The sequence below is a fragment of the Cytobacillus sp. S13-E01 genome (genome assembly GCF_029193815.1).
Classification (GTDB): Bacteria; Bacillota; Bacilli; order Bacillales; family Bacillaceae_L; genus Bacillus_BV.
In genome coordinates this window covers 36,578-61,786 of the sequence record NZ_JARFVC010000009.1, presented here as the reverse complement: position 1 = coordinate 61,786, position 25,209 = coordinate 36,578, and the positions used below count along the sequence as shown (strand labels likewise).

Genomic DNA, 25,209 nt, shown 5'->3' with positions numbered 1-25,209 from the left:
ATTCTATTAACTACCAGCGATAATCTAACCCCTCGCCTGGCTCATTTGGTATATCAGGGTCACTCTGGCCTCCACCTTCACCTGGTTGATCATCTATTTCCTTTACAAATATCAGCAACGAGGCAGAGATAGCTTGATTCTTTTCATCTTTTTCTTCAGCATTAACAGTTATGGTTTCAGTACCACTTTTTTCCGCTACTATCCACCATTCATTGTCTACTTTTTCTAATGAAACATATTTAGAATTCAGCGGTGTTAGGGATTCTATCTTTTTATTTGTTGCATTATATGGAGAAAAAATAAGTAAATTATCTAATCTAATTTTTTCTCCGATAAACATCGTTTTAGTATTAGGCTCAAATGCGATCTTACTTAAAGGAATCTTAGATTTCTTTACTTCTATGACGGCAGATTTTTTAACAACAACTGCCCCACCATTGTATACTATATCAAAGCTGAAACTATATATTCCTTCACTTAGTAATTTCACAGGTAATGTGTAACGTAACCGCTGATCATTTAACTGTGGTGGGTTAGGATCAAACGGTATATCCTCTAAATCCATAATGACTTCATTGCCAATTTTTTTAATAGAATGACCTTCTTCAATGATTACATTATCAGGTGGGACAAAGCGGACAAATCCTTCATTGAAGGATGGGTATTCTGAAGAAAGATTCGTTGATATTTTTCGGAAATATTCAGAAATGGTATCGACATTAGCTTGTACAGCTTTTCCGTTTGAAATTGAAGAAAGCTCTGTAAGAAAAGACATATCTAAGTCATTTTCATTACCAAAACCAATTGAATAAAGTGTAATATCTTCTCCTGCTAATTTAGCCGCTTCTTCTCTGGCTTGGCTCCTTATAGAGTCATTTATACTAATATCAAATCGGTTTTCATAACGAAATATTTTACTTGAATGTTCAAAATACGCATAGTTTCTGCCTGGATTAGCATCATAATAGACGTTTTTATATTGTCCAGGTAAAGTAATTCTTTGTCCAAATAATAAATCGAATATACCACCGAGATAAGTTATCTCACGGTAATGACCATTTACCCACATTTCTTTTTGAGAATTCGTCGGAATCCCATCCGTTAAGAATATAATAAATTTATCTCGTTCTTCCTGAGGATTACCATTGTTGTTGTTTGAATCCTCTACCAAAATCTCTCGTGCTTTCTGTAGTGCCTGTGTATAATTTGTTCCACCTTGAGCAGACAACTTGTCCACCATATTACTAACTAAGGTTGGGTTATTTTTAAGTGTATCAATAGAATTGATTATATTTATATCAGTATCGAATGGTACAAGTGCAAACCGGTCACGGTCACGCCCTTTTTTTCCATTTTCTTTAAATATATTTGTTGCTATCTCAACAGCATCTTTCGCATATTGTAGCTTGGTACCGTCTTTGACAAAATCACTCATTGACCCCGATTTATCAAAAACGAAAACAACATCAATAGGATTGCGAGAAATTTTTTTTTCGGCAACCCCGCTCGGAATTAAATCGATAAGGATGTTACCTTCTGTAATCCCATTCTCGTTCATTTCTATAATTGGCTTTTCAGGTCGAATTATGGCATCTAACGACGGTTGTGAAGAATTAACATTAGTCATTGCAAGTACCTTAAATGAATGAAGTAGCGGTGTAACAACTAACAGTAAAGCAACAATTAATTTTATATAAGTAGAACGATTACTAAGCATTAGCCGCCAACCTCCATTAAGATACATACAAAAGTCCTATTCTATTTTTATTATATCAAACAATACAATTTAGGGTAGAGTTTATTATCTATTTTTTAAATTGAAAAAAGCCTCCATAGATACTTGCTACAGAGGTCCTAACTTACATATTGCGCAACTTTATTTCTTCCAGCTTGTTTTGCACCGGTATACATGGCTCTATCCGCATGCCTTACTAGTGCTAATGGGTCATCGGCATCCTCAGGTGCTGTTGCAACACCAATACTTGCTGTAATTGGAACAAGGATTTGTTTTCGATATTTATCAAGGTCATTATAAAGCGTAAATGGATTGTTAGCTATCATTTTACGAACATTTTCCGCAATGTCATAGCTATCTTCCTTGTTTGTATTTGGTAGAAGGATAACAAATTCTTCTCCTCCATACCGAGCAACAGTTCCACGATTATCAATAGTGCTTACTAGCCTATTTGAGAGCTCACATAGTATCTCATTCCCACTTTGATGACCATATGTGTCATTTACAGCCTTAAAATGATCAATATCAAGTAAGATTAAGGACAGTGTCTGTGAATTGTCCGGATTCGTTAATTTTGAAAACTCTTTTTCAAGCACCCCTTCAAAATACCGATAATTATATAATTCTGTTAATGGACAGCGCTCACTTTTATTCTTTGTTTCTTCGTAATGCTTTGCGTTTTCAACTGCGACAGCAAGATAAGAAACGAGCAAATCAACGATCATTAATTGATATTTTTCATATGCACGTCTTTTATTTGAGGCAAGTGCTACTACTCCAATTACTTGTTTATTCCTAACAATCGGAACACATATAACACTCTCGACAGAGGTAGGAAGATAACCTTGTGTGATATCTTGCCATTCACTTCTTTTATTAAAAAGCACTGCTTTTTCTGTTTGCCATACAGTGCCACCTATACCTTCATTTCTCTTTAATGGACCGATATTAATAGCCTGTGCCTTGCCTCGTTCCATATATTTTATTAATTGAAGCTCATCTTTTTCTTCTACAACGTCCAATATATATGCATAATCAACAGGAAGGACTGTAGATAATTTCTCAATTATTAAATCTAATACCTCATCTACATTTAATCTACCTGCTAATTGATGCCCGATTTCACTTGCCTTTTGCAAATAATAGTTAACTTTCTGACTTGCATGATAGTGTTTAAATATAATGGAAAAGGTCGCTAAGGGTATTCCAATATATAATGTTGCTATTGGTCCCATATCAACATATAAAATGTAGAGAACAACCCCAACTGGAAATTGGAGCATAGAAATTAGTGCTTGCCTAAGTAAATCTTTTGTGATGAAATGATCTTTTTTCTTATATAATATTCGGTGAGCAATATGAATTAATGACTGGTTTGAAAAAAATTTGATAATTTCATAAGAAATAAGTGGAATTAAAAACGTAAGAGCTGCTAGATCTTTCTCATCATGTGTTCCACCTAATAGGTAGAATACAATGGCACTGATAATCGAAGTGAACAAAAAAATCAAAGAATTAAGTGGTATACGGTGATTGTCTCGCCAGCCTACCCTAACTGAAATTAATACAATCGTTAGCGCAATCTGGGCGACAAATATTTCTGCAAAAAGGCCAAATGATAAAAATACAGCTAAAGAAATACCTTCATAAAGAAAGATAGGCGTATCCTTTATTATTATAGGAAGGAAAGAGACAATTGAGGTCAATATAACAAAGCCAATGATATCCATTCCATAACTGAGAATATCTGGTTTTGTATTCTGATAGGTAAGCCAAATTAATAAGGGCGTAGTAAATGCCCACAAAATCCATATCGTACTTCGAGCTCGTGTACTGACTTTCATGCCACTCCTCCCTCCCATTTAACTAACAGTTATAGTAATTTTTATGAAAAAGAAACAATAATTGTAATTCTAACAAATTTTCAGTCAGTTGTCATATAAAAAATAGGTCAAATTACCCGTATTCAAGAATACTTTTCGACATTTTCTGTGAGTTTGACAATATATGGTCGTGCATCTGACAAAAAGTAAAGAGATCCAGTAACGATTAGTATTTCATCTTCTGATATTTTATGGAGACTAGTGTCAATACAGCTTTTCCAGTCTTCATCATAGGATTTATTATGAATTGTTGACATCTCATATAGCTCTTTCGCTGTAAATACCCTTGGAAAATCAAAACTAGTAAATGTTATTGAATCTGCAACACTTTCTAAAGGGATCAACATATCAGCAAGTTTTTTGTCACGAAGAGCACTAAAGATAATCTGAATTTTTTTCGTTGAATAACGAGATGACAAAGTTTTAACTAAACTGTTTATTCCTTCTGGATTATGTGCTCCATCTATTATAATTGTCGGATCATTGCATAATTGTTCAAATCTACCGATCCATCGTGTCTGTAATAAGCCTTCTTGAATATGATCATTTGTTAGCTCAAATAATGATTGACTTTGTAAATAGTTTACCGCCATTACAGCTAAGGCAGCATTTTTAACCTGGTGTTCACCCATCATGGTTATTTTCAAATCATCAAAGGTCTGGAAGGGTGTTCTAAGTGAAAAAACTTCACCATCTAATACTGGTTGTTGATTTATAATTTGGTACTCTTTGTCTTTTCGATACATTTGCGCATGTAAAGTTGTTGCTTTTTCTATAATTACTTCTAATGCTTCACTCTGTTCAACGCTTGTTATTAACGGAATATTCCCTTTAATGATTCCCGCCTTTTCGGAAGCAATTTCAGGAAGTGTTTCCCCTAGTAAGTTCATATGATCGAAACCTATGTTCGTAATAATAGAAAGAATAGGATCAATGACATTTGTAGAGTCCAATCTTCCTCCTAAACCTGTTTCAAAAAGTACCACGTCTATCTCTTCATGAGTTCCAAAATAATAAATAGCCATTGCTGTTATAATTTCAAATTCAGAAGGTGGGCCTAATTCTGTGTTCTCTAATTCTAAAGCTAGAGGTTGAATGACTTGTGCTAGAGAAAGGATGTCTCCATTATCAATCGGCCTTCCGTTTACACTGATCCGTTCGTTAAATACTTCAAAATAGGGTGAGGTAAACGTCCCCACTCGATAACCCGCTACTTGTAACATATTTCGTAAATAACTAACAGTTGACCCTTTTCCATTTGTTCCAGCAATATGTATAGCTGTTAATTTTCTTTCTGGATTGTTAAGCCTGTCCAACATCCATTCCATTCTCATTAATCCCGGCTTGATTCCAAGTCTTAGCCTTGAATGTATCCAAAATAGTGCTTCCTCATATGTCTGTAACACATCTTTCCCTCCAAGAAAATCCTTAATCTACTTACTAAGTATATAACAAATTTAAGACGAATCCAGCAGTAGGATTCGTCTAACTAAATTATACTTTTAATTCTTCAATTCGCACACGAACTGCATTTCGTTTTTCGATATAATCTTGTTCTTTTAAGCGTTCTTCTTCGATAACATTAACAGGTGCTTTTTTAACAAATCCTTCATTACTTAGTTTCTTTTGAACTCTGGCAACTTCTTTATCCAGTTTTTCTAGCTCTTTGTTTAATCTGTTTATTTCTTCATCAATATTGATTAAGCCCTCAAGTGGAAGAGAAAGCTCCGCCCCTGTTATTACGGCACTCATTGATTTTTCAGATGTTTGAATTGAAGTAGCGATTGTTAGTTCGCTTGTGTTACAGAATCTTTCAAGGTATGAACGATTCGATTCTAGTTGCTCTAGGACTTGTTCATCTTTAGCTTTAATTTGTAGTTTTATTTGTTTACTCATTGGAGTATTTACTTCCGCTCGAATGTTTCTGACAGATCGGATTACATCTACAAGTAGACGCATGTCACTTGCTGCTTGCATATCGGAAAGTTCCTCACGAACGTTTGGCCATTTAGCAATAGTAATTGATTCGCCTTCGTGTGGAAGGTTTTTCCAAATCTCTTCCGTAATAAATGGCATAAACGGATGTAACAACCTCATTGTATTGTCTAAAACATAGGCAAGAATAGACCGAGTTGTCTTCTTGGCAGATTCATTATCCCCATATAAAGGCAGTTTCGCCATTTCAATATACCAATCACAGAAATCGTCCCAAATGAAGTTGTATAGTAGACGGCCAACTTCACCAAATTCATACTTATCAACTAGCTTCGAAACATTTTCAATTGTCTCGTTTAATCGAGTAAGAATCCATTTGTCAGCAACTGACTTTTCTCCAGTTAAATCGATTTCTTCAAATGATAAGCCATCCATATTCATTAACGCAAAGCGAGAGGCATTCCAAATTTTATTTGCAAAGTTCCAGGTCGCTTCAACCTTTTCGATGCTAAAACGTAAGTCTTGGCCTGGTGAGCTTCCAGTTGATAAGAAGTATCGAAGCGAGTCAGCACCATACTTGGCAATTACATCCATTGGATCTACACCATTACCAAGTGATTTACTCATTTTTTGTCCTTGTGCATCACGTACTAATCCATGAATTAATACATCGTTAAATGGTCTTTTTCCAGTAAATTCAAGTCCCTGGAAAATCATTCTTGAAACCCAGAAGAAAATAATATCATATCCTGTAACAAGTACGTCAGCTGGGTAGTGGCGCTTATAATCAGCTGCTTCTTCATTCGGCCATCCCATAGTAGAAAATGGCCATAATGCTGAGCTAAACCATGTGTCTAATACATCATTATCTTGAGTCCAGTTTTCAATATCTGCTGGTGGCTCATGATCCACAAAAACTTCCCCAGTTTCTTTGTGGTACCATGCTGGAATACGGTGTCCCCACCACAGCTGACGAGAAATACACCAATCACGAATATTTTCCATCCAACGTAGATATGTTTTTTCAAAACGATCCGGAACAAATTGAACCTTCTCAACATTTGCTTGTAATTCGATTGCTTTATCAGCAAGAGGCTGCATTTTAACAAACCACTGAGTTGAAAGATAAGGCTCAACTACAGCACCACTTCGCTCACTGTGTCCAACTGAGTGCATATGCTCTTCAATTTTGAAAAGGACTCCAGAAGCTTGTAGGTCCTTCACAATTTTGATACGGCAATCGAAACGATCCATGCCTTGGTATTCGCAAGCATTAGCATTCATTGTTCCATCTTCATTCATAACGAGAACACGCTCTAGGTTGTGTCGGTTTCCAATTTCAAAGTCGTTAGGGTCATGTGCAGGGGTAATTTTAACAGCACCTGATCCAAATTCCATATCAACATAATCATCACCAACGATTTCAATTTCACGTCCTACAATCGGTAAAATCGCTTTTTTACCTATTAGATGCTTATAGCGCTCGTCTTCTGGATGAACCGCAATTGCTGTATCACCAAGCATAGTCTCTGGACGGGTTGTAGCAATTTCGATATGACCTGAACCATCAGCTAATGGGTAACGCATATGATAAAATGCACCTTGAACATCTTGATGAATAACTTCAATGTCTGAAAGGGCAGTCTTCGTTGCAGGGTCCCAGTTAATGATATATTCGCCACGATAGATTAGTCCTTTTTTGTATAAAGAAACGAATACCTCACGAACAGCCTTAGATAAACCTTCATCTAGTGTAAAACGCTCACGTGAATAGTCCAAGCCTAACCCAAGCTTTGACCATTGCTCTCTAATGTGAGATGCATATTCTTCTTTCCACTTCCATGTTTCTTCAACAAACTTTTCTCGACCAAGATCATAGCGTGATTTACCTTCTTCACGTAATTTCCCTTCAACCTTAGCTTGTGTCGCTATCCCGGCATGGTCCATTCCTGGCAACCATAGAACATCGTAGCCTTGCATACGCTTAATTCTCGTTAATATATCTTGCAATGTAGTATCCCAAGCATGGCCTAAGTGTAATTTACCAGTTACGTTTGGTGGTGGTATTACGATTGTATAGGGCTTCTTTTCTGGCGCTCCTGTCGCTTCAAAAAACTTACCCTTCAGCCAATAGTCATAACGATTTGCTTCAATCGCCTTAGGATCATACTTTGTTGGTAAACTCTGTTGAATCTTATCCATAGTGTTTCCTCCTAATTGCCTCTTAAAGTTAATTTTCTTCCCCTTAAACACAATAAAAAACTCCATTCATCCAATAAAGGACGAAAGGAGTTACATTCCGCGGTGCCACCTTTGTTCTTAAACAATGCAAACCAAAGTTAATAAGCAATTGTCTAAGCTCTCAAACGATAACGGCATTAGCCGGCTTTTACTACTTTGAGTATAACTACTCAGTTCATAATAGCTACTCAAGGGCGACCTTCCAACGTTACTAACCTGAGAAACCTTTCAGCAGTTGATTTCTCTCTCTGAAGGAGTAAAACCGTTGTACTCTTCCCTCTCATTGTATGTGATGTATGTAAGTATATTGATAATACATTGTGCGAATTTGAAAATCAACATTTAATTCTTCTCTTACCATATAGTACCTAAAAAATACTCTTAACGTCAATATTCTTCTCCACATTTTATTAAATTATACAACATTATATTAAAAGTTTATTCGTTTGGAACTGTTTTTATAAAAAAGGCATACCTTAGTAATATCCAATTAGAAAATAATGTAATCTTAAGAGGAGGAATTCAAGGTGTCAAAATTTAAACATTACTCTTACCCACCTTGGTTACGACAAACTCGTGCTATTTGCGTTCAATTCATTATTCCACTGACAGTATTCCAAGGTATCCGCACTATTTTTCTCCCAACTACTTTTGATGTCATTTTACTTGCCATTTTTATATTGTTAGCTTGTTCATTGTTTTTAGAATGGCTATAAGAAAAGCGCAAGGCGCCCGCTTATCGGCGCATCGATTAAAAACCGCCACGTCCTGTGGCGAACATCGACATCAGCACATCCTGTGCAAGTCAAGCATAAGACGGTTTATTCAAGAAGGTTGTTTTTCCTTCTTAAAGGAAATGGCTTATGACCTCAGGTCCGATGGCGCCTGGAGCTAGACGTAGATAGACAAAAGACACGACACGAAGTTATACACAACCTTACAATTTTATAAATTCCTTAGCAACAAAAAATCCCATACATCATATTACGTATGGGATTGCTCTTCTTTTTGGAGCAGTTCTTGTTGTTCTTGCTCTTGTTTTCTTTTTTCCTCTTCCACTAAAGCAGTCACTATAAATTCTATATTCTTCATTTGCCAATAGGATTTTTGTAATTCTCTAACATACTGACGTTCACTATTGTTTCGATTCTTAGATGAATAATTCAGAGCACATCTATATAGGGGTTCTGGAAATGTCATGTAGCTTAATAATAGTGTTAGTTCCTCTTCTTTTAATTGAAAGGATTTTCGATAGGTTGATAGCCAGTCAAGGCATTCATAGCTTTGGACTGGATAGGTGTGAAGAGTTCGATAATAAAAAGAAATAAGGTCGTTAATTGGGGAAGCGACTTTTGCCCTTTCAAAATTGCAAAAATATCCGTTGCCTTTTTCATCAAAAAGGAAATGTTTGACTGATACTTTTCCATGATTTAATACTGTTCTAACTTTCTTCTTTTCCTTCATCATTTCGTACCACTCATCAAACTTGACACGAGCAAAATTTCCCGCTTGAACCATTTCATGATAAAAAGTGCAAAATTGTAATTCAAACGGTGACATATACCATTTTTCTTCACAATTTGTGACAAATTTCTCTAAGAACGTCAACCGCTTATCCCACTGATCCGTCAGAAACTGATAATGCTCAGTTACATCACTTTCATTAATAGCTGATTCCTTAGCCGAATATGTGTGTAGCCTTGCTAATTCACGGAAGAGCATTTGATGTCGTTCATCTCTTTCTTTTCTTAATTCATTACTGAACCAAGGCATTAAATAGTGATATTTATTGTCATATTGCGTAATATAGTGATTTTCCCTTGTAGAATACAACGGAACTATTCTCGTAAACCCTTGATGATAAAGCTTATTTATTATAGTTGGAAATTGTTTAGCTTCCTTAGACGAAATAGATTTCAACGCATATATGCCATTTTTGGTAGACACTTTTTTCACTTTGCCATTTTCCTCAATAAAATCAGGTTTTGGTATATTATAACGTTCCAGAATCGGCCCGTAATAGTTAATTAAATTCTCAGTCATAAGGGCCACTCCCTCTCTTTCTTATAAAAATTAAAACAGGTGAGGGAAGACACACCTCACTCACACTGTTTTAATGAAACTCATTTTATTTATTATTTACAGGGACTGGAATATACAAAAGCTGTCCCTCACTAACATCTTGATTTAAGTCTAATTGATTAACCCTTAATAACTGTTGAACATTAACTTCATAACGTTCAGCAATCGAATCTAAAGAATCATCTTGCTGAACAATACATATCTTCATCTTTGTAAAATCTTCTTCATCATCACGAGCGAAAATCTTAGTTAAGTACAGTCTATTTTCACTTTTTTGAGTGACGGCTTGTTGTTGCTGATTTTCATCTGTTTCATGTACTTCTCTGGCATTCGCTGTAACTTTTTCTTTGCCTTTTTCTTCTTCTTGTTTTGCATGAGGAGTCCAACTGTTATTATTTTCAACCCTTCCCTTCATCTCAATTTGAGGGGAAGGCTGTTTTAAAACCTCAGCTAACACATCTCCTTTATCAACATCTTCATGATATGCTTCTTTTCTACCCTCTACCTCAAAAGGTGAGAACAGGTCATCGTCATCACTATCTTCAGTCTGCTCTATTTCATAATTGTGATTATAATCATACCCGGCACTTATTGGTTGTTCCTGAACATCTCCTTCATCTTCGACAACTACACCTTCTGGTTGTTCTGCTCTAGCGTTAGCTACATAGTTAGCCTCTTCTAAAGCATAACCCACAACTTCTTGCTGCTCTTCTTGTGTAGGTGTTTCCCTTGCTTCAACAACCGGGGTATTAGCTTCTTCTTCCACATCTGTTTGATTTTCATTATTTGCACTACTTTTTTTAACTACTTCATATTCTTCGCGCGCCTCTTGCTCACTTTCAACAGAAGGAACACTTTGCTGACTACCGTAGATGCCACTAATTGACAGATCCGCTACTAATTGTAAGCAACCCCGTTTCGGCAATTCATAATCGAATGATTCGATTGCCACATATACTTCATCAAGATTTTGAATTCTATTCTTAGGGATTGTAACATCCACCGGAAAACGGTGCTTTAACTCACTAATTCCATCGTCACGAGTTGTTACCTCATTTACAACACGTACTGATGTATAGTCATTTGTATCTTCTTCTGTTCGGCGGGTATCATCTATACGATATTCTCCTGATAGTTGTAACGCCCCTCTAATTGACACATATTGATCAAGCTCTTGAATCACAATATCTGGGTCTAATGTAATTGAAACAAGTTCTAAGACTTCCTGTCCTTTTTGAAACCAGACTGACTCTTCTACAGAAAATCGTAAACACGATTGGTTATCTGATGCCAAAGCCTATTCCTCCTTTCAGTTCCAATACGAAACTTTTTACTATGACAATACAGATTTATGTTAGGAATAATACTTTTATGAATAAAACTTCAAAACATTGGATTAAAATATTGCTTGCTATCTAATTTAAGAAACAGAGCAAAAGCGCAGGGCGCCCGCTAATCGGCTTATGACCTCAGGTCCGATGGCGCCTGGAGCTAGACGTAGATAGACAAAAGACACGAAGTTATACACAACCTTACAATTTTATAAATTTATTAACAAAAAAAAGACACTCGGAAGTCATTCCAAGTGTCAATCTAATTAAACATTAAGCTTTGCAAAGGCATTCTCTGCTGCGATAATTGTTTTTTCAATATCATCATCGGTATGCGCAGTTGATAAGAACATACCCTCAAACTGAGAAGGTGGAAGGAAGATACCTTGGTTGGCCATCTCTCGGAAATAGGTCGCAAAATAGTCTAAATTTGATGTCTTAGCTTGTTCATAGTTTGTTACCTCTTCATTTGTAAAAAAGAAGCCCACCATTGAACCAGCACGGTTAAAGTGATGAGGGATATGATATTTTTTTGCTGCAGCACCTAAACCTTCTATTAAACGATCAGCTTTTCTTGAAAATTCTTGGTAGGATTCTGGAGTGAGTTGGATGAGTGTCTCATACCCACCAGTCATCGCCAAAGGATTTCCAGATAAAGTACCTGCTTGATAGATTGGCCCACTTGGTGCGATTTGCTCCATGATTTCAGCTCGTCCACCATAAGCCCCAACTGGTAGTCCCCCACCTATTACTTTTCCTAAACAAGTCAGATCAGGAGTCACACCATAATATCCTTGGGCACAATTGTAATCCACTCTAAACCCAGTCATAACTTCATCAAAAATAAGTAGCGAATCGTTTTGTTTCGTTATATCTCGTAGTCCTTCTAAAAAGCCAGGCTGCGGGGGCACAACACCCATATTTCCTGCAACTGGTTCTACAATGATACATGCAATATCATCACCAAACTGTTTAAACGCATATTTTACGCTCTCAAGGTCATTATATGGGACTGTGATGGTGTTTTTAGCAACACTTTCTGGTACACCTGGGCTATCAGGTAAACCAAGTGTAGCAACGCCTGAACCTGCTTTTATGAGCAATGAGTCACCATGCCCATGATAGCACCCTTCAAACTTCATAATTTTATTTCGGTTTGTATAGCCTCTAGCTAAGCGAAGTGCACTCATTGTTGCTTCCGTTCCAGAGCTTACCATTCTAACGACTTCAATTGAAGGGACACGTTCAATTACAAGCCTAGCTAATTCATTTTCTATTAAAGTCGGTGCACCAAAGCTTGTCCCCATTTCGGTTACTTTCTTTAATGCCTCAACAACTCTACTATTTGCATGCCCATGAATAAGTGGTCCCCATGAAAGTACATAATCTATGTATTCGTTTCCATCAATATCGTATACTTTAGATCCTTCACCACGTTCAATAAAAATTGGGTCCATTTTTACTTGTTTGAATGCACGAACAGGGCTATTAACCCCTCCAGGCATTAGTTTCCCTGCTTCTTTAAATGCTGCTTTGGACTTATCATAACTACGCATATATTCAAACTCCCTTCAAATTAAAATATGTTTATGGTTAAGAAAAGCGAAAGGCGCGCCCGCCTATCGGCGACAAGCATAAGACAAGCCGGCTGGAAGGTTGTTCTTTAACCTTCCGGACGGATTGGCTTATACCATAGAGCCGGGTGGCGCCCGGAGCTAGACACTAAAACTAGGTACAAACTTTTATACTTTCTTATCTTTGGAAAAAGGCAGCAAGTTACGCTGCCTATTATTTTTAAAAGATGACTGATCCTATTACCGCGTTCTTATTTTTCTTCAGATATCCAACATGCTACATCTTTTGCAAAGTATGTAATAATTAAATCTGCCCCAGCGCGCTTCATACTAATTAGCATTTCTTGGACAATTTCTTTTTCATTAATCCATCCGTTTGCTGCTGCAGCTTTAACCATAGAATACTCTCCACTTACATTATAAGCAACAACGGGTACATTTAAATTGCTTTTAACATCACGAATAATATCTAGGTATGATAATGCAGGTTTCACAATTAAAAAGTCTGCTCCTTCAAGCATATCAGATTCTGCTTCACGTAATGCTTCTGCACGATTGGCAGGATCCATTTGATAGGTTTTACGGTCGCCAAACTGTGGTGAACTATGAGCAGCGTCACGGAAAGGTCCATAAAAAGCTGAACCATATTTGACTCCATACGACATGATTGGAATATGGTCAAAGCCTGCTTCATCTAACCCCAAACGAATCGCTGCTACAAATCCATCCATCATATTTGACGGTGCTATCACATCGGCCCCAGCTTTGGCTTGGCTAACAGCTGTTCTCGCAAGTAAATCTAATGTTGGATCATTTAAAATTTTTCCTTCTTCAACAATGCCACAATGCCCGTGTGATGTATAATGGCACAAGCAAGTATCAGCGATAACAACTAAATCAGGAAAATGCTCTTTAATTTTAGTAATCGCTCTTTGGACAATACCATTATCATGATAGGCTTGTGTACCTAATTCGTCCTTATTAGCAGGTATGCCAAATACAATAACTGATTTAATGCCTAGATTAACAACCTCTTGCATTTCTCCAATTAATATATCTAAAGATACTTGTTCTACACCAGGCATGGAAGCAACAGGATTTCTCTTATTCTCTCCTTCAACAACAAAAATCGGATAAATTAAGTCTTCTTTCTGTAGATGTGTTTCTCTTACTAGACCACGTAAATTTTCACTATGACGTAAACGACGATGGCGGGTAAATTGAAGTTCTTTCATTTCGTATACCTCCCTTATTTTTATCAATTTTTATAAAACGATATTATCTCTTCAAGTAAATCATCTAACGTGTAATTATTTGGACAGATATCAACCCGTAAACCTGCTGCTACAGCTGATTTTTTCGTAATTGGGCCAATACACGCAACAGCACATTTTTGATTGTATTCGGTCCAATTAGAACCCTCAACCATTCTTATAAAATTTCTTACAGTAGATGAACTAGTAAACGTAATAACGTCAACATTCTCGTTTCGTAGTATCGTAAGTAATTCTTCTTGAATTTCAGTGTTTTCTACATTTTCATATATGATTAGATCCTTAACATATGCAGCTGTTTTTTCTAATTCCATCACAAGATGCTCCCTTGAGAGGTTTCCTCTTGCCAACAATATACGGTCATTCTGTTGAATTTGAGGTAGCAAAGCCTCTAACAACCCTTCCGCAACGTAATCTACTGGTACCACATCTGCTTTAAATCCATACTCGTTAAGGACTTCCTCAGTTTTAGGGCCAACAACTGCAATTTTTGGTAAGTCACGTTTAAATGGTGAATATTTCTTGAGTAAGTCGAAAAAGTATTCGACTCCATTTTTACTAGTAAAAACAAGCCAATCATATGTAGAGATGTTTTCAATTTCCTCTTTTATACTTGTAATATTTTGTGGATATTGAAAAGAAAGTAATGGGACCTTAATGGGGATCCCTCCGACTTCTTCAATTTTTTCGGAAAACTCATTTGCTTGACTTTCACCTCTAGTAACAATGATTTTTTTACCGTTCAGAGGTTTATCAAGCTCCATTATTTGTCAAGCTCCTCTTTTACCTTGTCAATTAAGTCTTTCGCACCCATCGCTGTTAACTTACTAGCGGCTATATTCCCAACATCAACCGGATCCATTCCTCTTACTATTTCTTTATAAATTGTTTTCCCGTCAGGAGATCCAACTAGTACAGCTAAAACAACTTCATCATTCTCAGCTATTTGCGCAAAGCCAGCAATTGGAATTTGGCATCCCCCCTCCATTTTATGAAGGAATGCTCGTTCGGCAGCTACTGCTCTAGCTGTAATTTCGTCATTTAATAATGACAGCACTTCTCGTAATTCCTGATCTGATTCACGACATTCAATTGCTAATGCACCTTGCCCAACTGCTGGGACGCAATCTTGGGCATCTAAATATTCTGTAACTACATCCTGCGACCAACCCATTCTTACTAATCCAGCTGCCGCTAAAATAATTGCATCGTACTCTTCACTTTGAAGCTTCGCAAGTCTTGTATCAATATTACCGCGGATCCATTTAATTTCAATATCGTCTCTTTGTGCTAACAATTGGGCTGCGCGACGTAGTGAGCTTGTTCCAACAACAGCACCACTTGGAAGGTCATTAAACTTAATATGATCCTTTGATATTAGGACATCGCGGTAATCCTCACGCTTTGGAACACAACCAATCATCAAATGTTCAGGTAAAACTGCTGGCATATCCTTCATACTATGAACTGCCATATCTATCTCATTACCTAGCATAGCTTGTTCAATTTCTTTAACAAACAAACCTTTACCGCCTACTTTAGATAAAGTCACATCTAGGATTTGATCACCTTTTGTTACAATCTCTTTTACTTCAAATTCAAAGTGTGCACCTAATTCTTTTAGCTTGCTTATAACCCAATTTGTTTGAGTTAGTGCAAGCTTACTTTTACGAGAACCAACAATAATTTTTCGCATAGTAGCCTCCTAATTTTATGAATACCAAATATGGAATCGTGATAGACTTCCAAATAAGAAATAATTAATAAGTAACACCAAAAAAGAACCAGCATTCCATATAGCAATTGCCTTTCCTTGAAGTTGTTGAACAACCCTTTTATACAAGTAAAAGCTATAAACAAGTAATACTGTAAATGAGCCCAATACTTTTGCGTCAATCAAATAAAAATCCGGAATTGTTATATACGCCCATAATACTCCTAAGATTAACGCTAGTAAAAGCATCGGTACTCCGATGACATTTAATACATATGACATATGATCAAGTTTAGTTAGATCTTGTATTCGTGTAAGTCTTTTACTCCATTTCTTTTTCTTTAACAAATTATATTGAATTAAATAGAGGATCGAAAAAACGAAAGAAAGTGAAAATGCCCCATAAGACAAAATCGCCATAATTATATGGATGATTAGTAGTTCTGATATAAGTTGACCTGCCATTGCACTGGACTCATATTGTACAGGTGCGAATGTATGTAAGGCCATAATAAAGAATCCTAACACATTTGTAAAAAAAACGATAAAATCTACTCTTAGTAACCGATTAATTGCCAATGATAGTGTTATAAGTACCCAAGCGTAAAAATACAAACCCTCAAAGATAGTTAGTATTGGAAATCTTCCAGTTTCTATCACTCGGTAAACTAAAAAAAACGTTTGGGATAGCCATACAAATGCAAGTAACCAGAAGGCTGTACGATTAGCCTTCCGGTTATTATGAAGAAAGTCTATAAAATATAGTAAGACACATACAGCATAAATAATGATTATAAACTCGTGCAACCTTGTTATATTCATCTCTACCATTAAAAAGTTCCTCTCCAAAAGATTTTGAACAATGGATTCCTTATCTATTTCAATTATGGAATCTTCGTTACTGAATCTTTTATACCACTTAACAGGCTAAATCCCCCACCTTAAATATCACTAAGTGGGGGATAACTAGTCTATAGCCTAACAATCATGTCTCCGCTAAATAGGGTGAGCATGTGGGTTGTTTAGCGTATAATTAACTATTATCATTTGTAGAAATATAACCCTACCGGAGACTTTACTATTTTATAATTGTAGAGAAGCCTGCTTTGAAGGAACTAACACATGATCCGTTTTCATTGGTTTCTGAACGTTTTGTGTGTTACACTCACCCTGGATTGCTTCTTCAATGTCAAAAATTTTCATAAATAGTTTTAGTGATTCTTCAGCATTTGGTTCTGCTGCAAGCTCTTTAGCACGTAAGATTGGATCTCTTAAAAGCTGGTTGATAATACTCTTTGTATGCTTATTTAGAACCTTCTTCTCACGGTCTGTTAAATTTGGAAGTTTGCGTTCAATACTTACCATTGTTTCAGCTTGAACCGCAAGAGCCTTGTCACGAAGGGCAGAAATAACAGGTACAACACCAAGAGTATTTAGCCACTGCTTAAACTCAACGATCTCAGCTTCTATCATCAAGTCAATAACTTCTGCCGCTTTTTTACGCTCCTGCAAATTGGCTTCAACAATACCTTCTAGGTCATCGATATCATATAAAAAGACACTATCCAACTCGGCCAAACTAGGGTCAAGGTCCCTGGGAACGGCAATGTCAACCATAAATAATGGACGTCCTTTTCTTAAACGCTCCACATGTACCATCATGTCTTTTGTAATGACAAACTCTTTTGCCCCTGTAGAACTGATGATAATATCTGCATCTATTAATGCACATTGAAGCTCGGTAAAAGACTTTGCCTTACCAGAAAATCGTTCTGCTAAGCTTTCTGCTTTGGCTAATGTTCGATTGATAACCGTAACCTTTTTGGCACCACTTCCGTAAAGGTTTTGAACCGCTAACTCGCCCATTTTTCCAGCACCTAAAATAAGTACATTTTTATCTGCTAAATTACCAAATATTTTTTTAGCAAGCTCAACCGCCGCATAGCTTACAGAAACAGCATTGGCACCAATTTCAGTTTCTGAATGTGCACGCTTTGCAAGTGTGATCGCTTGTTTGAATAAATGATTAAACACAGTGCCAACTGTATTTTCATCCTGTGCTAACAAAAAACTAGAACGAACTTGTCCCAATATCTGTGTTTCTCCAACAACCATCGAGTTTAGCCCACAGGACACGTTAAGCAAGTGTTCAACTGCACCATCATTCTCAAAAACACTTAAATACGAAGTAAACTCTTCTTTGTTAATTCCAAACCACTCAGATAAAAATGATTTTATATAATAACGCCCTGTATGCAATTGATCAACAACCGCGTAAATTTCAGTACGGTTACATGTTGATACGATTATATTTTCAAGAATACTTTTTTGATTCTTTAAGGTTTTCATGGCTTCAGCTAATTCATTTTCATTGAACGTTAGCTTTTCTCGAATTTCAACAGGGGCAGTTTTATAATTTAATCCAACTACTATTATATGCATGTGTAATTACACCCCCAAAAAGTCTTTAATAATTAACAAAATTGACCTTATTATAGTATAACATGTCTATAATAAGGGCGATTAAAAAAATGTGAACAGATTATGAAATCGTATGATAATATTAAGAGGATTCTTTTTTTGTTCAATTTTAAAATCGTCGAATCGTGTCGTATATTACATCAAGTACAATACCAAAAAATAAGAAGATAATCAAGTAACCTGCACATACATAAGGAGGTTTATATGAAGAAACAGAGTATATTCCCTGGGATTATATTAATTGGAATGGGTAGCTATTTCCTCTTACAACAACTTAACATAACAATAATCAATGGTTTTTTCACATGGCAAACACTAGTAATTATTATCGGAATCGCATTGCTTGTCCAAGCTTACTCGGGTAATGACCATAGCATTATTTTGCCTGGTGTAATCTTAGTAGGATTCGGTATTCATTTTCACAGCGCAAATCTTCTTTCATTTTGGCCAAAACATTATGGAATGCTTATACTAATTATCGCTATAGGCTTTTTACTACGTTATGTAAAAACAAAATCCGGCTTATTTCAAGGACTGTTATTATTAGCTATGTCGTTTCTAATTCTATATTATGATAAGTTTATTCAATCGCTCGGTTTTCTTGAGAGTGACTTCTCTTTTGTGATAAAATTTTGGCCAGTAATTCTTATTGCTTCTGGTTTTTATTTATTATTCATCAAAAAGAAATAATCTATACCCATATACAGAAGATATTGGTTAGAAAGCGCAGGACACCCCCATACCTGCGACAAGCATAAGACGGTTCCTTTAAGAAGGTGGTTTTTCCTTCCTGATGGCAATGCCGATGACGACTGCTTCCTCAGGAACGTCGGATTATAAAACCAGCCAGGTCCCTGAGGCGAACACCGATACCAGTACATCCTACGCAAGTCAATCATAAGACGGCCCCCGGCTTGGAGGTTGTTCTTTCTATTTTTTGCGCGGTTTCGGGCATCAGATTGTCCTTTTGATTACCGTTTTTTATTTTTTACGGAGTTTCGGGCATCAGAATGCTGTTTTGGTTACCGTTTTCTACTTTTTACGAAGTTTCGGGAATCAGAATGCTGTTTTGGTTACCGTTTTTTATTTTTTTCGCGATTTCGGGCATCAGATTGTCCTTTTGGTTACCGTTTTCTATTTTTTACGAAGTTTCGGGCATCAGAATGCTGTTTTGGTTACCGTTTTCTATTTTTTGCGGAGTTTCGGGCATCAGAATGCTGTTTTGGTTACCGTTTTCTACTTTTTACGAAGTTTCGGGAATCAGAATGCTGTTTTGGTTACCGCTTTCTATTTTTTGCGGAGTTTCGGGCATCAGAATGCTGTTTTGGTTACCGTTTTTTATTTTTTTCACGATTTCGGGCATCAGATTGTCCTTTTGATTACCGTTTTTTATTTTTTGCGGAGTTTCGGGCATCAGAATGCTGTTTTGGTTACCGTTTTTTATTTTTTTCACCATTTCGGGCATCAGATTGTCCTTTTGATTACCGTTCTTTATTTTTTACGGAGTTTCGGGCATCAGAATGCTGTTTTGGTTACCGTTTTTTATTTTTTTCTCGATTTCGGGCATCAGATTGTCCTTTTGGTTACCGTTTTCTATTTTTTACGGAGTTTCGGGCATCAGATTGCTCTTTTGGTTACCGTTTTCTACTTTTTGCGCGATTTCGGGCATCAAATTGCTCTTTTGGTTACCGTTTTCTATTTTTTACGAAGTTTCGGGCATCAGATTGCTTATTTCGTTACCGTTTTCAATTTTTTGCACGGTTTCAGGCAACAGATTGCGCTTTTGTTTACTTTTTTTTATTTTTTGGAGTTACATTTTTTTGATACCCGACTCCATTTAGAGATCACTGATACTAGGGTACTTTAGATATTGATCCTCTATAAATAAAAGAAGCTGACTCCAAGGTTAAATACCCGAAACCAGCTTCTCTAATTATTCCATAAAACTCTGCATTACACCCCACGCTTTATCTTTCCCAAGACCTGTTTCTGAAGAAAACAAGACCAGGTGATCAGTAGGATCAAAATTCAAGGTTTCACGAACAATTTTTAAATGTTTATCCCATTTTCCTTTTGGGATTTTATCTGCTTTTGTTGCTATTACAATCACAGGTATATCATAATGCTTCACAAATTCGTACATTATAACATCATCTTTGCTAGGAGGATGACGTAAATCAACAATTTGTATAACAGCCTTAAGTTGCTCTCTTGTTGTTAAATAAGTTTCAATCATCTTGCCCCATTTTTCACGCTCTGTTTTTGAAACTTTTGCATAGCCATACCCAGGTACATCAACAAAATGCAGGATTTCATTAATTAAATAAAAGTTTAAGGTCTGTGTTTTTCCTGGCTTTGAAGATGTGCGTGCTAAGTTTTTTCTATTTAACATTTTATTAATAAACGATGATTTTCCTACGTTTGAACGGCCTGCTAATGCGAACTCAGGCAATGTAACATCAGGATATTGATCAGGCTTCACTGCACTGATGACAATTTCCGCACTTATAACTTTCATTATTTACTCTCCTACCAATGCGTGTTCAAGTACTTCATCTAAGTGTGATACAAGAACAAATTCTAATTCTTTCCGAACACTTTCAGGGATATCATCTATATCCCTTTCATTATCTTTAGGTATTATGACCTTCGTTAAACCTGCCCGGTTGGCACTTAATGATTTTTCTTTTAGACCTCCGATTGGCAAAACACGACCGCGTAGGGTTATTTCCCCTGTCATGCCCACTTCTTTCCGTACTGCTCGACCTGTTAATGCAGATATTAAAGCAGTGGCAATTGTTATTCCTGCTGATGGTCCATCCTTTGGAACCGCACCCTCAGGGACATGAAGATGGATATCATTTTTCTCATTGAACTCAGGGTCTATTTTCAACTCTGAAGCACGGGACCTGATATAACTAAAAGCAGCCTGTGCTGACTCCTTCATTACATCACCAAGTTTACCTGTTAATACTAACTTACCTTTGCCAGGTGCAATTGAAACCTCAATTGAAAGAGTGTCTCCGCCAAATGCTGTATAGGCTAATCCAGTTGCCACACCTACTTGGTCTTCAATTTCTGCTTGACCATAACGGAAGGTTGGTTTCCCTAAAAATTCCTCGATATTCTTTTCTGTAATAATTACACGCTTTCGCTCTTCACCAACAATGATTTTGGCAGCCTTACGACAAATTTTGGCTAATTGTCTTTCAAGACTACGAACCCCTGCTTCACGGGTATACTGGCGAATGATACAATGTATAGCTTCGTCGCGCAATTGTATCTTACCTTTGTTTAGCCCATGTTCTTCAATCTGTCTAGGGAATAAATGGTCTTTCGCAATATGTACCTTCTCTGGCTCTGTGTAACCAGCAATGGTGATAATTTCCATCCTGTCACGTAAGGGTCCCGGAATAGTTGCCAAATTATTTGCAGTTGCAATAAACATTACTTTTGACAAATCATATGGCTCTTCAATGAAATGATCACTAAAGGCATTATTTTGTTCGGGATCTAGTACCTCAAGCATAGCTGATGATGGGTCACCACGAAAATCGTTTGACATTTTGTCGATTTCATCAAGAAGGAATACTGGGTTTATGGTTCCCGCTTTCTTCATTCCTTGTATAATACGACCTGGCATTGCCCCTACATACGTTCTCCGGTGACCTCTGATTTCGGATTCATCTCGTACTCCACCTAAAGAGATACGAACAAAATGTCGACCTAATGATTTAGCTACCGAACGAGCTAATGATGTTTTTCCTACCCCAGGAGGTCCTGCTAGACATAGGATAGGTCCCTTTAATGACTTCGTCAATTGTTGAACTGCCAAGTATTCTAGAACACGTTCTTTTACTTTATCAAGGCCATAATGATCCTTCTCTAAAATTTCCTCTGCACGGTTAATATCTAATTGATCGGTAGTTCCTTTTGTCCACGGAAGTGAAAGTAGCCATTCAATATAATTCCGAATGACCGCACTTTCAGCTGATGTAGAAGGAATTTTCTCATAGCGTTCTAGTTCTTTAAAAGCGATTTCTTCAACATTTTTAGGCATTTCAGCTTTTTCAATTTTTTCCTTTAAGGAAGATACTTCACCCGTCTTTCCTTCTTTGTCACCCAACTCTTTTTGAATGGCTTTCATTTGCTCGCGCAGGTAGTATTCCTTTTGTGTCCGTTCCATTGACCGTTTAACACGTTGTCCAATTTTCTTTTCTAGTGTTAGTACTTCTTTTTCATTATTAATAACAGTAATTACATTATCCATTCTTTCTTTTACATCTAGTGTTGCTAAAATTTCTTGTTTCTCCTTAAGCTTCAAGGGTAAATGTGAAGCAATAATATCAGCTAAACGACCTGGTTCTTCGATATCTGTTACCGTTGCATATGTTTCAGCAGATATTTTTTTTGAAAGCTTTATGTACTGCTCAAAATATTCAAGCATTGTTCGCATTAATGCTTCACTTTCTACATCCTTTTCCCCATCATCTTCATAAATTGCTACCTTAGCAGCAACATGCTCGCCTTCATCGTAAAATTCCATTAATTTTGCACGAGACAAGCCTTCAACTAATACACGAATTGTTCCATTTGGAAGCTTAAGCATTTGTTTAACCTGTGTCAGTGTACCCATTTCAAATATATCATCTTCGGTTGGATCATCTATCGCCACATCTTTTTGTGTCGTCAAAAAGATTTTATGATCTTCTACCATCGACTTTTCAAGTGCCTGTACAGATTTATCACGACCAACATCAAGGTGAAGTACCATGGTTGGATATACTAGTAAGCCCCGTAGTGGTAAAAGAGGAACAATGATTTCCTTGTTATTTTCCATTGCAAAAAACACCTCTAAGTTACATATTTATTTCTAAGATCAATCTTGTTTTTTCACATCATTCTAGCTTATGGTCAGAAAATACGATTCTTTGTACAATTCTATCTTATTTAATTGCTAGTGTCTATTCTAAGAGCTACAACTTAAGAAAAGCGCAAAGGAGCCGGAAGCTAGACACCATAACTAAGTTCAAACTTATTTTCTTGTACCTTTAAATAGGTTTCGAAAGATTTTGCTACCCTATGATAATGCGTAAACACAAAATTGACTCCGACCTATACTCCTAAAAAAATGGAGTTCACCATTATAGTATGTCGAAGTCAAATTATTTAAACATTAGACTGATTCTGTTTTAGAATAGTTGGCTGCAGCTGGAATAATCTTTTCTGTTTGTTGAAAACTTGATCGATCAAGTGCAATTTTAAATACTTCCTCTAATTGCGTAACAGGAATTATTTCAATCCCCTCAATCTCTCGCAGAATAGATTGCATATTTTCAGCAGGGATAATCACTTTACTTGCACCAGCTTGTTTTGCTGCCTTAATTTTTGCTATTACTCCACCTATTGGCTTAACATTACCATGAATACTAATTTCACCAGTCATAGCAACCGTATTATAAACTGGAATTTCGTGGATTGCAGAATAAATTCCTGTTGCCATTGCGATTCCTGCGGAAGGCCCATCTATTGGAACTCCACCGGGGAAATTAACATGAATATCAAAATCAGCTGCTTGTACCCCCATTGATCGTAATACTGTGATCACATTTTCAGTTGAACCTTTTGCCATACTTTTACGGCGAATTGATTTCCCCCTATCCCCTATACTCTCTTCCTCTACAATGCCAGTTATATTAATCGTCCCTTTATCTATCGCTGGAATTACAGTTACTTCTATTTCTAACAGAGCACCTGTATTAGGCCCAAAAACAGCTAATCCATTTACAAGACCTACTCTAGACGATTTATTAATTTTCTTTTCGTAACGCGGAGTCATTTGGCTTGAGTGGATAACCCATTCTATATCTTCTTCTAGTATCCCGTCACGATCTTCTGAAATGGCTAAGCCAGCAGCAATTTGTACCATATTAACCGCCTCTCGCCCATTTCTTGCGTATGAAGATAACGTTTGAATCCCTTTATTAGTGATATTCATATTAATTTTATCGGCAGCATTTCTAGCAACAGCTGAAATTTCATCTTGATCCAATTCCCTGAAAAACACTTCTAGACAGCGCGATCGAATTGCTGGTGGAATTTCATTTGGAGTTCTCGTAGTTGCACCAATCATTCTAAAATCTGCTGGAAGACCATTTTTGAAAATATCATGAATATGTGTTGGAATTTGTGTATTTTCCTCATTGTAGTAAGCACTTTCTAAAAATACTTTGCGATCTTCTAGTACTTTTAGCATTTTGTTCATTTGAATAGGGTGAAGCTCTCCTATCTCATCGATGAAAAGAACGCCACCATGTGCATGTGTCACTGCACCTTGTTTTGGTTGGGGAATACCTGCTTGGCCCATTGCGCCGGCTCCTTGGTATATTGGATCATGTACAGAACCAATCAACGGATCAGCTATTCCACGTTCATCAAACCGCGCGGTAGTCGCATCTAATTCTACAAAAACAGCAGATGGTTTAAATGGGGATTTTGCGTTTTTCTTAGCTTCTTCTAAAACTAATCTAGCAGCAGCTGTTTTCCCAACACCCGGAGGTCCATAAACAATTACATGTTGCGGGTTTGGTCCACATAATGCTGCCTTTAAAGCACGAATTCCATCTGCTTGTCCAACAATATCTTTGAAGCTTGTAGGCCTAACCTTTTCGGATAGTGGCTCAGTTAAAGTGATTGCTCTCATTTTACGAAGTTGATCCATTTCTTTACGTGATTCTTTATCGATAGAAACTTTTTGTGTTCGCTGGTTCTTAAGTAAATTCCAAAAATAGAGACCAATTATAACTCCAAAAAATAGCTGTACAAATAATGCAATACCTGTCCAACTCATGAAAAACCCTCCCTAAGCTCATAGTTGTCTTTGTTATAAGCTAGTATTTCCGATGTAAGGGTGTAATAAACAAGAAATAGGCTAATGCCTAAAGAAATGTCGTTTGTGT

Annotated in this window: 18 protein-coding genes and 1 other annotated feature; of the genes, 2 read left to right on the top strand and 16 right to left on the bottom strand. The window is 36.7% G+C overall.

Annotated features, from left to right (window positions below; all coding sequences use genetic code 11):
* Window positions 1–10: 10 nt before the first annotated feature.
* The 4 genes from PY093_RS08480 to PY093_RS08465 form a co-directional block, all read right to left on the bottom strand.
* Entirely contained in the window at window positions 11–1,717 is a 1,707-nt protein-coding gene (locus PY093_RS08480) for a vWA domain-containing protein (protein ID WP_275645459.1), read from the bottom strand.
* A gap of 137 nt (window positions 1,718–1,854) precedes the next feature.
* On the bottom strand, window positions 1,855–3,579 hold the full coding sequence (locus PY093_RS08475) for a sensor domain-containing diguanylate cyclase (RefSeq protein ID WP_275645458.1): 1,725 nt from the start codon (window positions 3,577–3,579) through the stop codon (window positions 1,855–1,857).
* Between the two features lie 122 nt (window positions 3,580–3,701).
* Window positions 3,702–5,024, bottom strand: coding sequence for a bifunctional folylpolyglutamate synthase/dihydrofolate synthase (locus PY093_RS08470; RefSeq protein WP_275645457.1), 1,323 nt, complete (start codon window positions 5,022–5,024; stop codon window positions 3,702–3,704).
* Between the two features lie 88 nt (window positions 5,025–5,112).
* Window positions 5,113–7,755, bottom strand: coding sequence for a valine--tRNA ligase (locus PY093_RS08465; protein ID WP_275645456.1), 2,643 nt, complete (start codon window positions 7,753–7,755; stop codon window positions 5,113–5,115).
* Window positions 7,756–7,828: 73 nt separating this feature from the next.
* Window positions 7,829–8,087: a binding site (T-box leader), on the bottom strand.
* 234 nt (window positions 8,088–8,321) lie between these two features.
* On the opposite strand from PY093_RS08465, the gene PY093_RS08460 reads away from it, so the two are divergent.
* Window positions 8,322–8,510 carry a hypothetical protein gene (locus PY093_RS08460; RefSeq protein WP_275645455.1) on the top strand — a complete coding sequence of 63 codons (189 nt, stop codon included), beginning with the start codon at window positions 8,322–8,324 and terminating at the stop codon, window positions 8,508–8,510.
* A gap of 268 nt (window positions 8,511–8,778) precedes the next feature.
* Here the strand turns inward: PY093_RS08460 and ysxE are convergent, their stop codons facing one another.
* The 8 genes from ysxE to hemA form a co-directional block, all read right to left on the bottom strand.
* Entirely contained in the window at window positions 8,779–9,837 is a 1,059-nt protein-coding gene (gene ysxE, locus PY093_RS08455; RefSeq protein WP_275645454.1) for a spore coat protein YsxE, read from the bottom strand.
* An 85-nt stretch (window positions 9,838–9,922) separates the two neighbouring features.
* Entirely contained in the window at window positions 9,923–11,170 is a 1,248-nt protein-coding gene (gene spoVID, locus PY093_RS08450) for a stage VI sporulation protein D (RefSeq protein WP_275645453.1), read from the bottom strand.
* A 303-nt stretch (window positions 11,171–11,473) separates the two neighbouring features.
* On the bottom strand, window positions 11,474–12,763 hold the full coding sequence (gene hemL, locus PY093_RS08445; protein ID WP_275645452.1) for a glutamate-1-semialdehyde 2,1-aminomutase: 1,290 nt from the start codon (window positions 12,761–12,763) through the stop codon (window positions 11,474–11,476).
* Window positions 12,764–13,032: 269 nt separating this feature from the next.
* Window positions 13,033–14,016, bottom strand: a complete 984-nt coding sequence (gene hemB / locus PY093_RS08440) for a porphobilinogen synthase (RefSeq protein WP_275645451.1) — start codon at window positions 14,014–14,016, stop codon at window positions 13,033–13,035.
* A gap of 23 nt (window positions 14,017–14,039) precedes the next feature.
* Complete coding sequence (locus tag PY093_RS08435; protein WP_275645450.1) at window positions 14,040–14,819, bottom strand: uroporphyrinogen-III synthase; 780 nt, start codon at window positions 14,817–14,819, stop codon at window positions 14,040–14,042.
* Window positions 14,819–15,751: a hydroxymethylbilane synthase gene (hemC, locus tag PY093_RS08430; RefSeq protein WP_275645449.1), complete on the bottom strand. Its 933-nt coding sequence runs from the start codon at window positions 15,749–15,751 to the stop codon at window positions 14,819–14,821. The genes PY093_RS08435 and hemC overlap by 1 nt, the downstream gene beginning before the upstream one ends.
* Window positions 15,752–15,766: 15 nt before the next feature.
* Window positions 15,767–16,600, bottom strand: coding sequence for a cytochrome C assembly family protein (locus PY093_RS08425; RefSeq protein ID WP_275645448.1), 834 nt, complete (start codon window positions 16,598–16,600; stop codon window positions 15,767–15,769).
* 252 nt (window positions 16,601–16,852) lie between these two features.
* Window positions 16,853–18,211, bottom strand: a complete 1,359-nt coding sequence (gene hemA, locus PY093_RS08420; protein WP_275645447.1) for a glutamyl-tRNA reductase — start codon at window positions 18,209–18,211, stop codon at window positions 16,853–16,855.
* A 243-nt stretch (window positions 18,212–18,454) separates the two neighbouring features.
* On the opposite strand from hemA, the gene PY093_RS08415 reads away from it, so the two are divergent.
* A complete protein-coding gene (locus tag PY093_RS08415) occupies window positions 18,455–18,940 on the top strand; it encodes a LiaI-LiaF-like domain-containing protein (RefSeq protein ID WP_275645446.1) in 486 nt (161 codons plus the stop codon).
* Window positions 18,941–19,493: 553 nt separating this feature from the next.
* On the opposite strand, the gene PY093_RS08410 is transcribed toward PY093_RS08415, so the two are convergent.
* From PY093_RS08410 to lonB, 4 genes are all read right to left on the bottom strand, one after another.
* Entirely contained in the window at window positions 19,494–19,715 is a 222-nt protein-coding gene (locus tag PY093_RS08410; RefSeq protein WP_275645445.1) for a hypothetical protein, read from the bottom strand.
* A gap of 468 nt (window positions 19,716–20,183) precedes the next feature.
* Window positions 20,184–20,768: a ribosome biogenesis GTP-binding protein YihA/YsxC gene (yihA, locus tag PY093_RS08405; RefSeq protein WP_275645444.1), complete on the bottom strand. Its 585-nt coding sequence runs from the start codon at window positions 20,766–20,768 to the stop codon at window positions 20,184–20,186.
* Between the two features lie 3 nt (window positions 20,769–20,771).
* Window positions 20,772–23,090, bottom strand: coding sequence for an endopeptidase La (lon, locus tag PY093_RS08400; RefSeq protein ID WP_275645443.1), 2,319 nt, complete (start codon window positions 23,088–23,090; stop codon window positions 20,772–20,774).
* Between the two features lie 336 nt (window positions 23,091–23,426).
* Window positions 23,427–25,100: an ATP-dependent protease LonB gene (gene lonB / locus PY093_RS08395; RefSeq protein ID WP_275645442.1), complete on the bottom strand. Its 1,674-nt coding sequence runs from the start codon at window positions 25,098–25,100 to the stop codon at window positions 23,427–23,429.
* Window positions 25,101–25,209 lie beyond the last annotated feature (109 nt).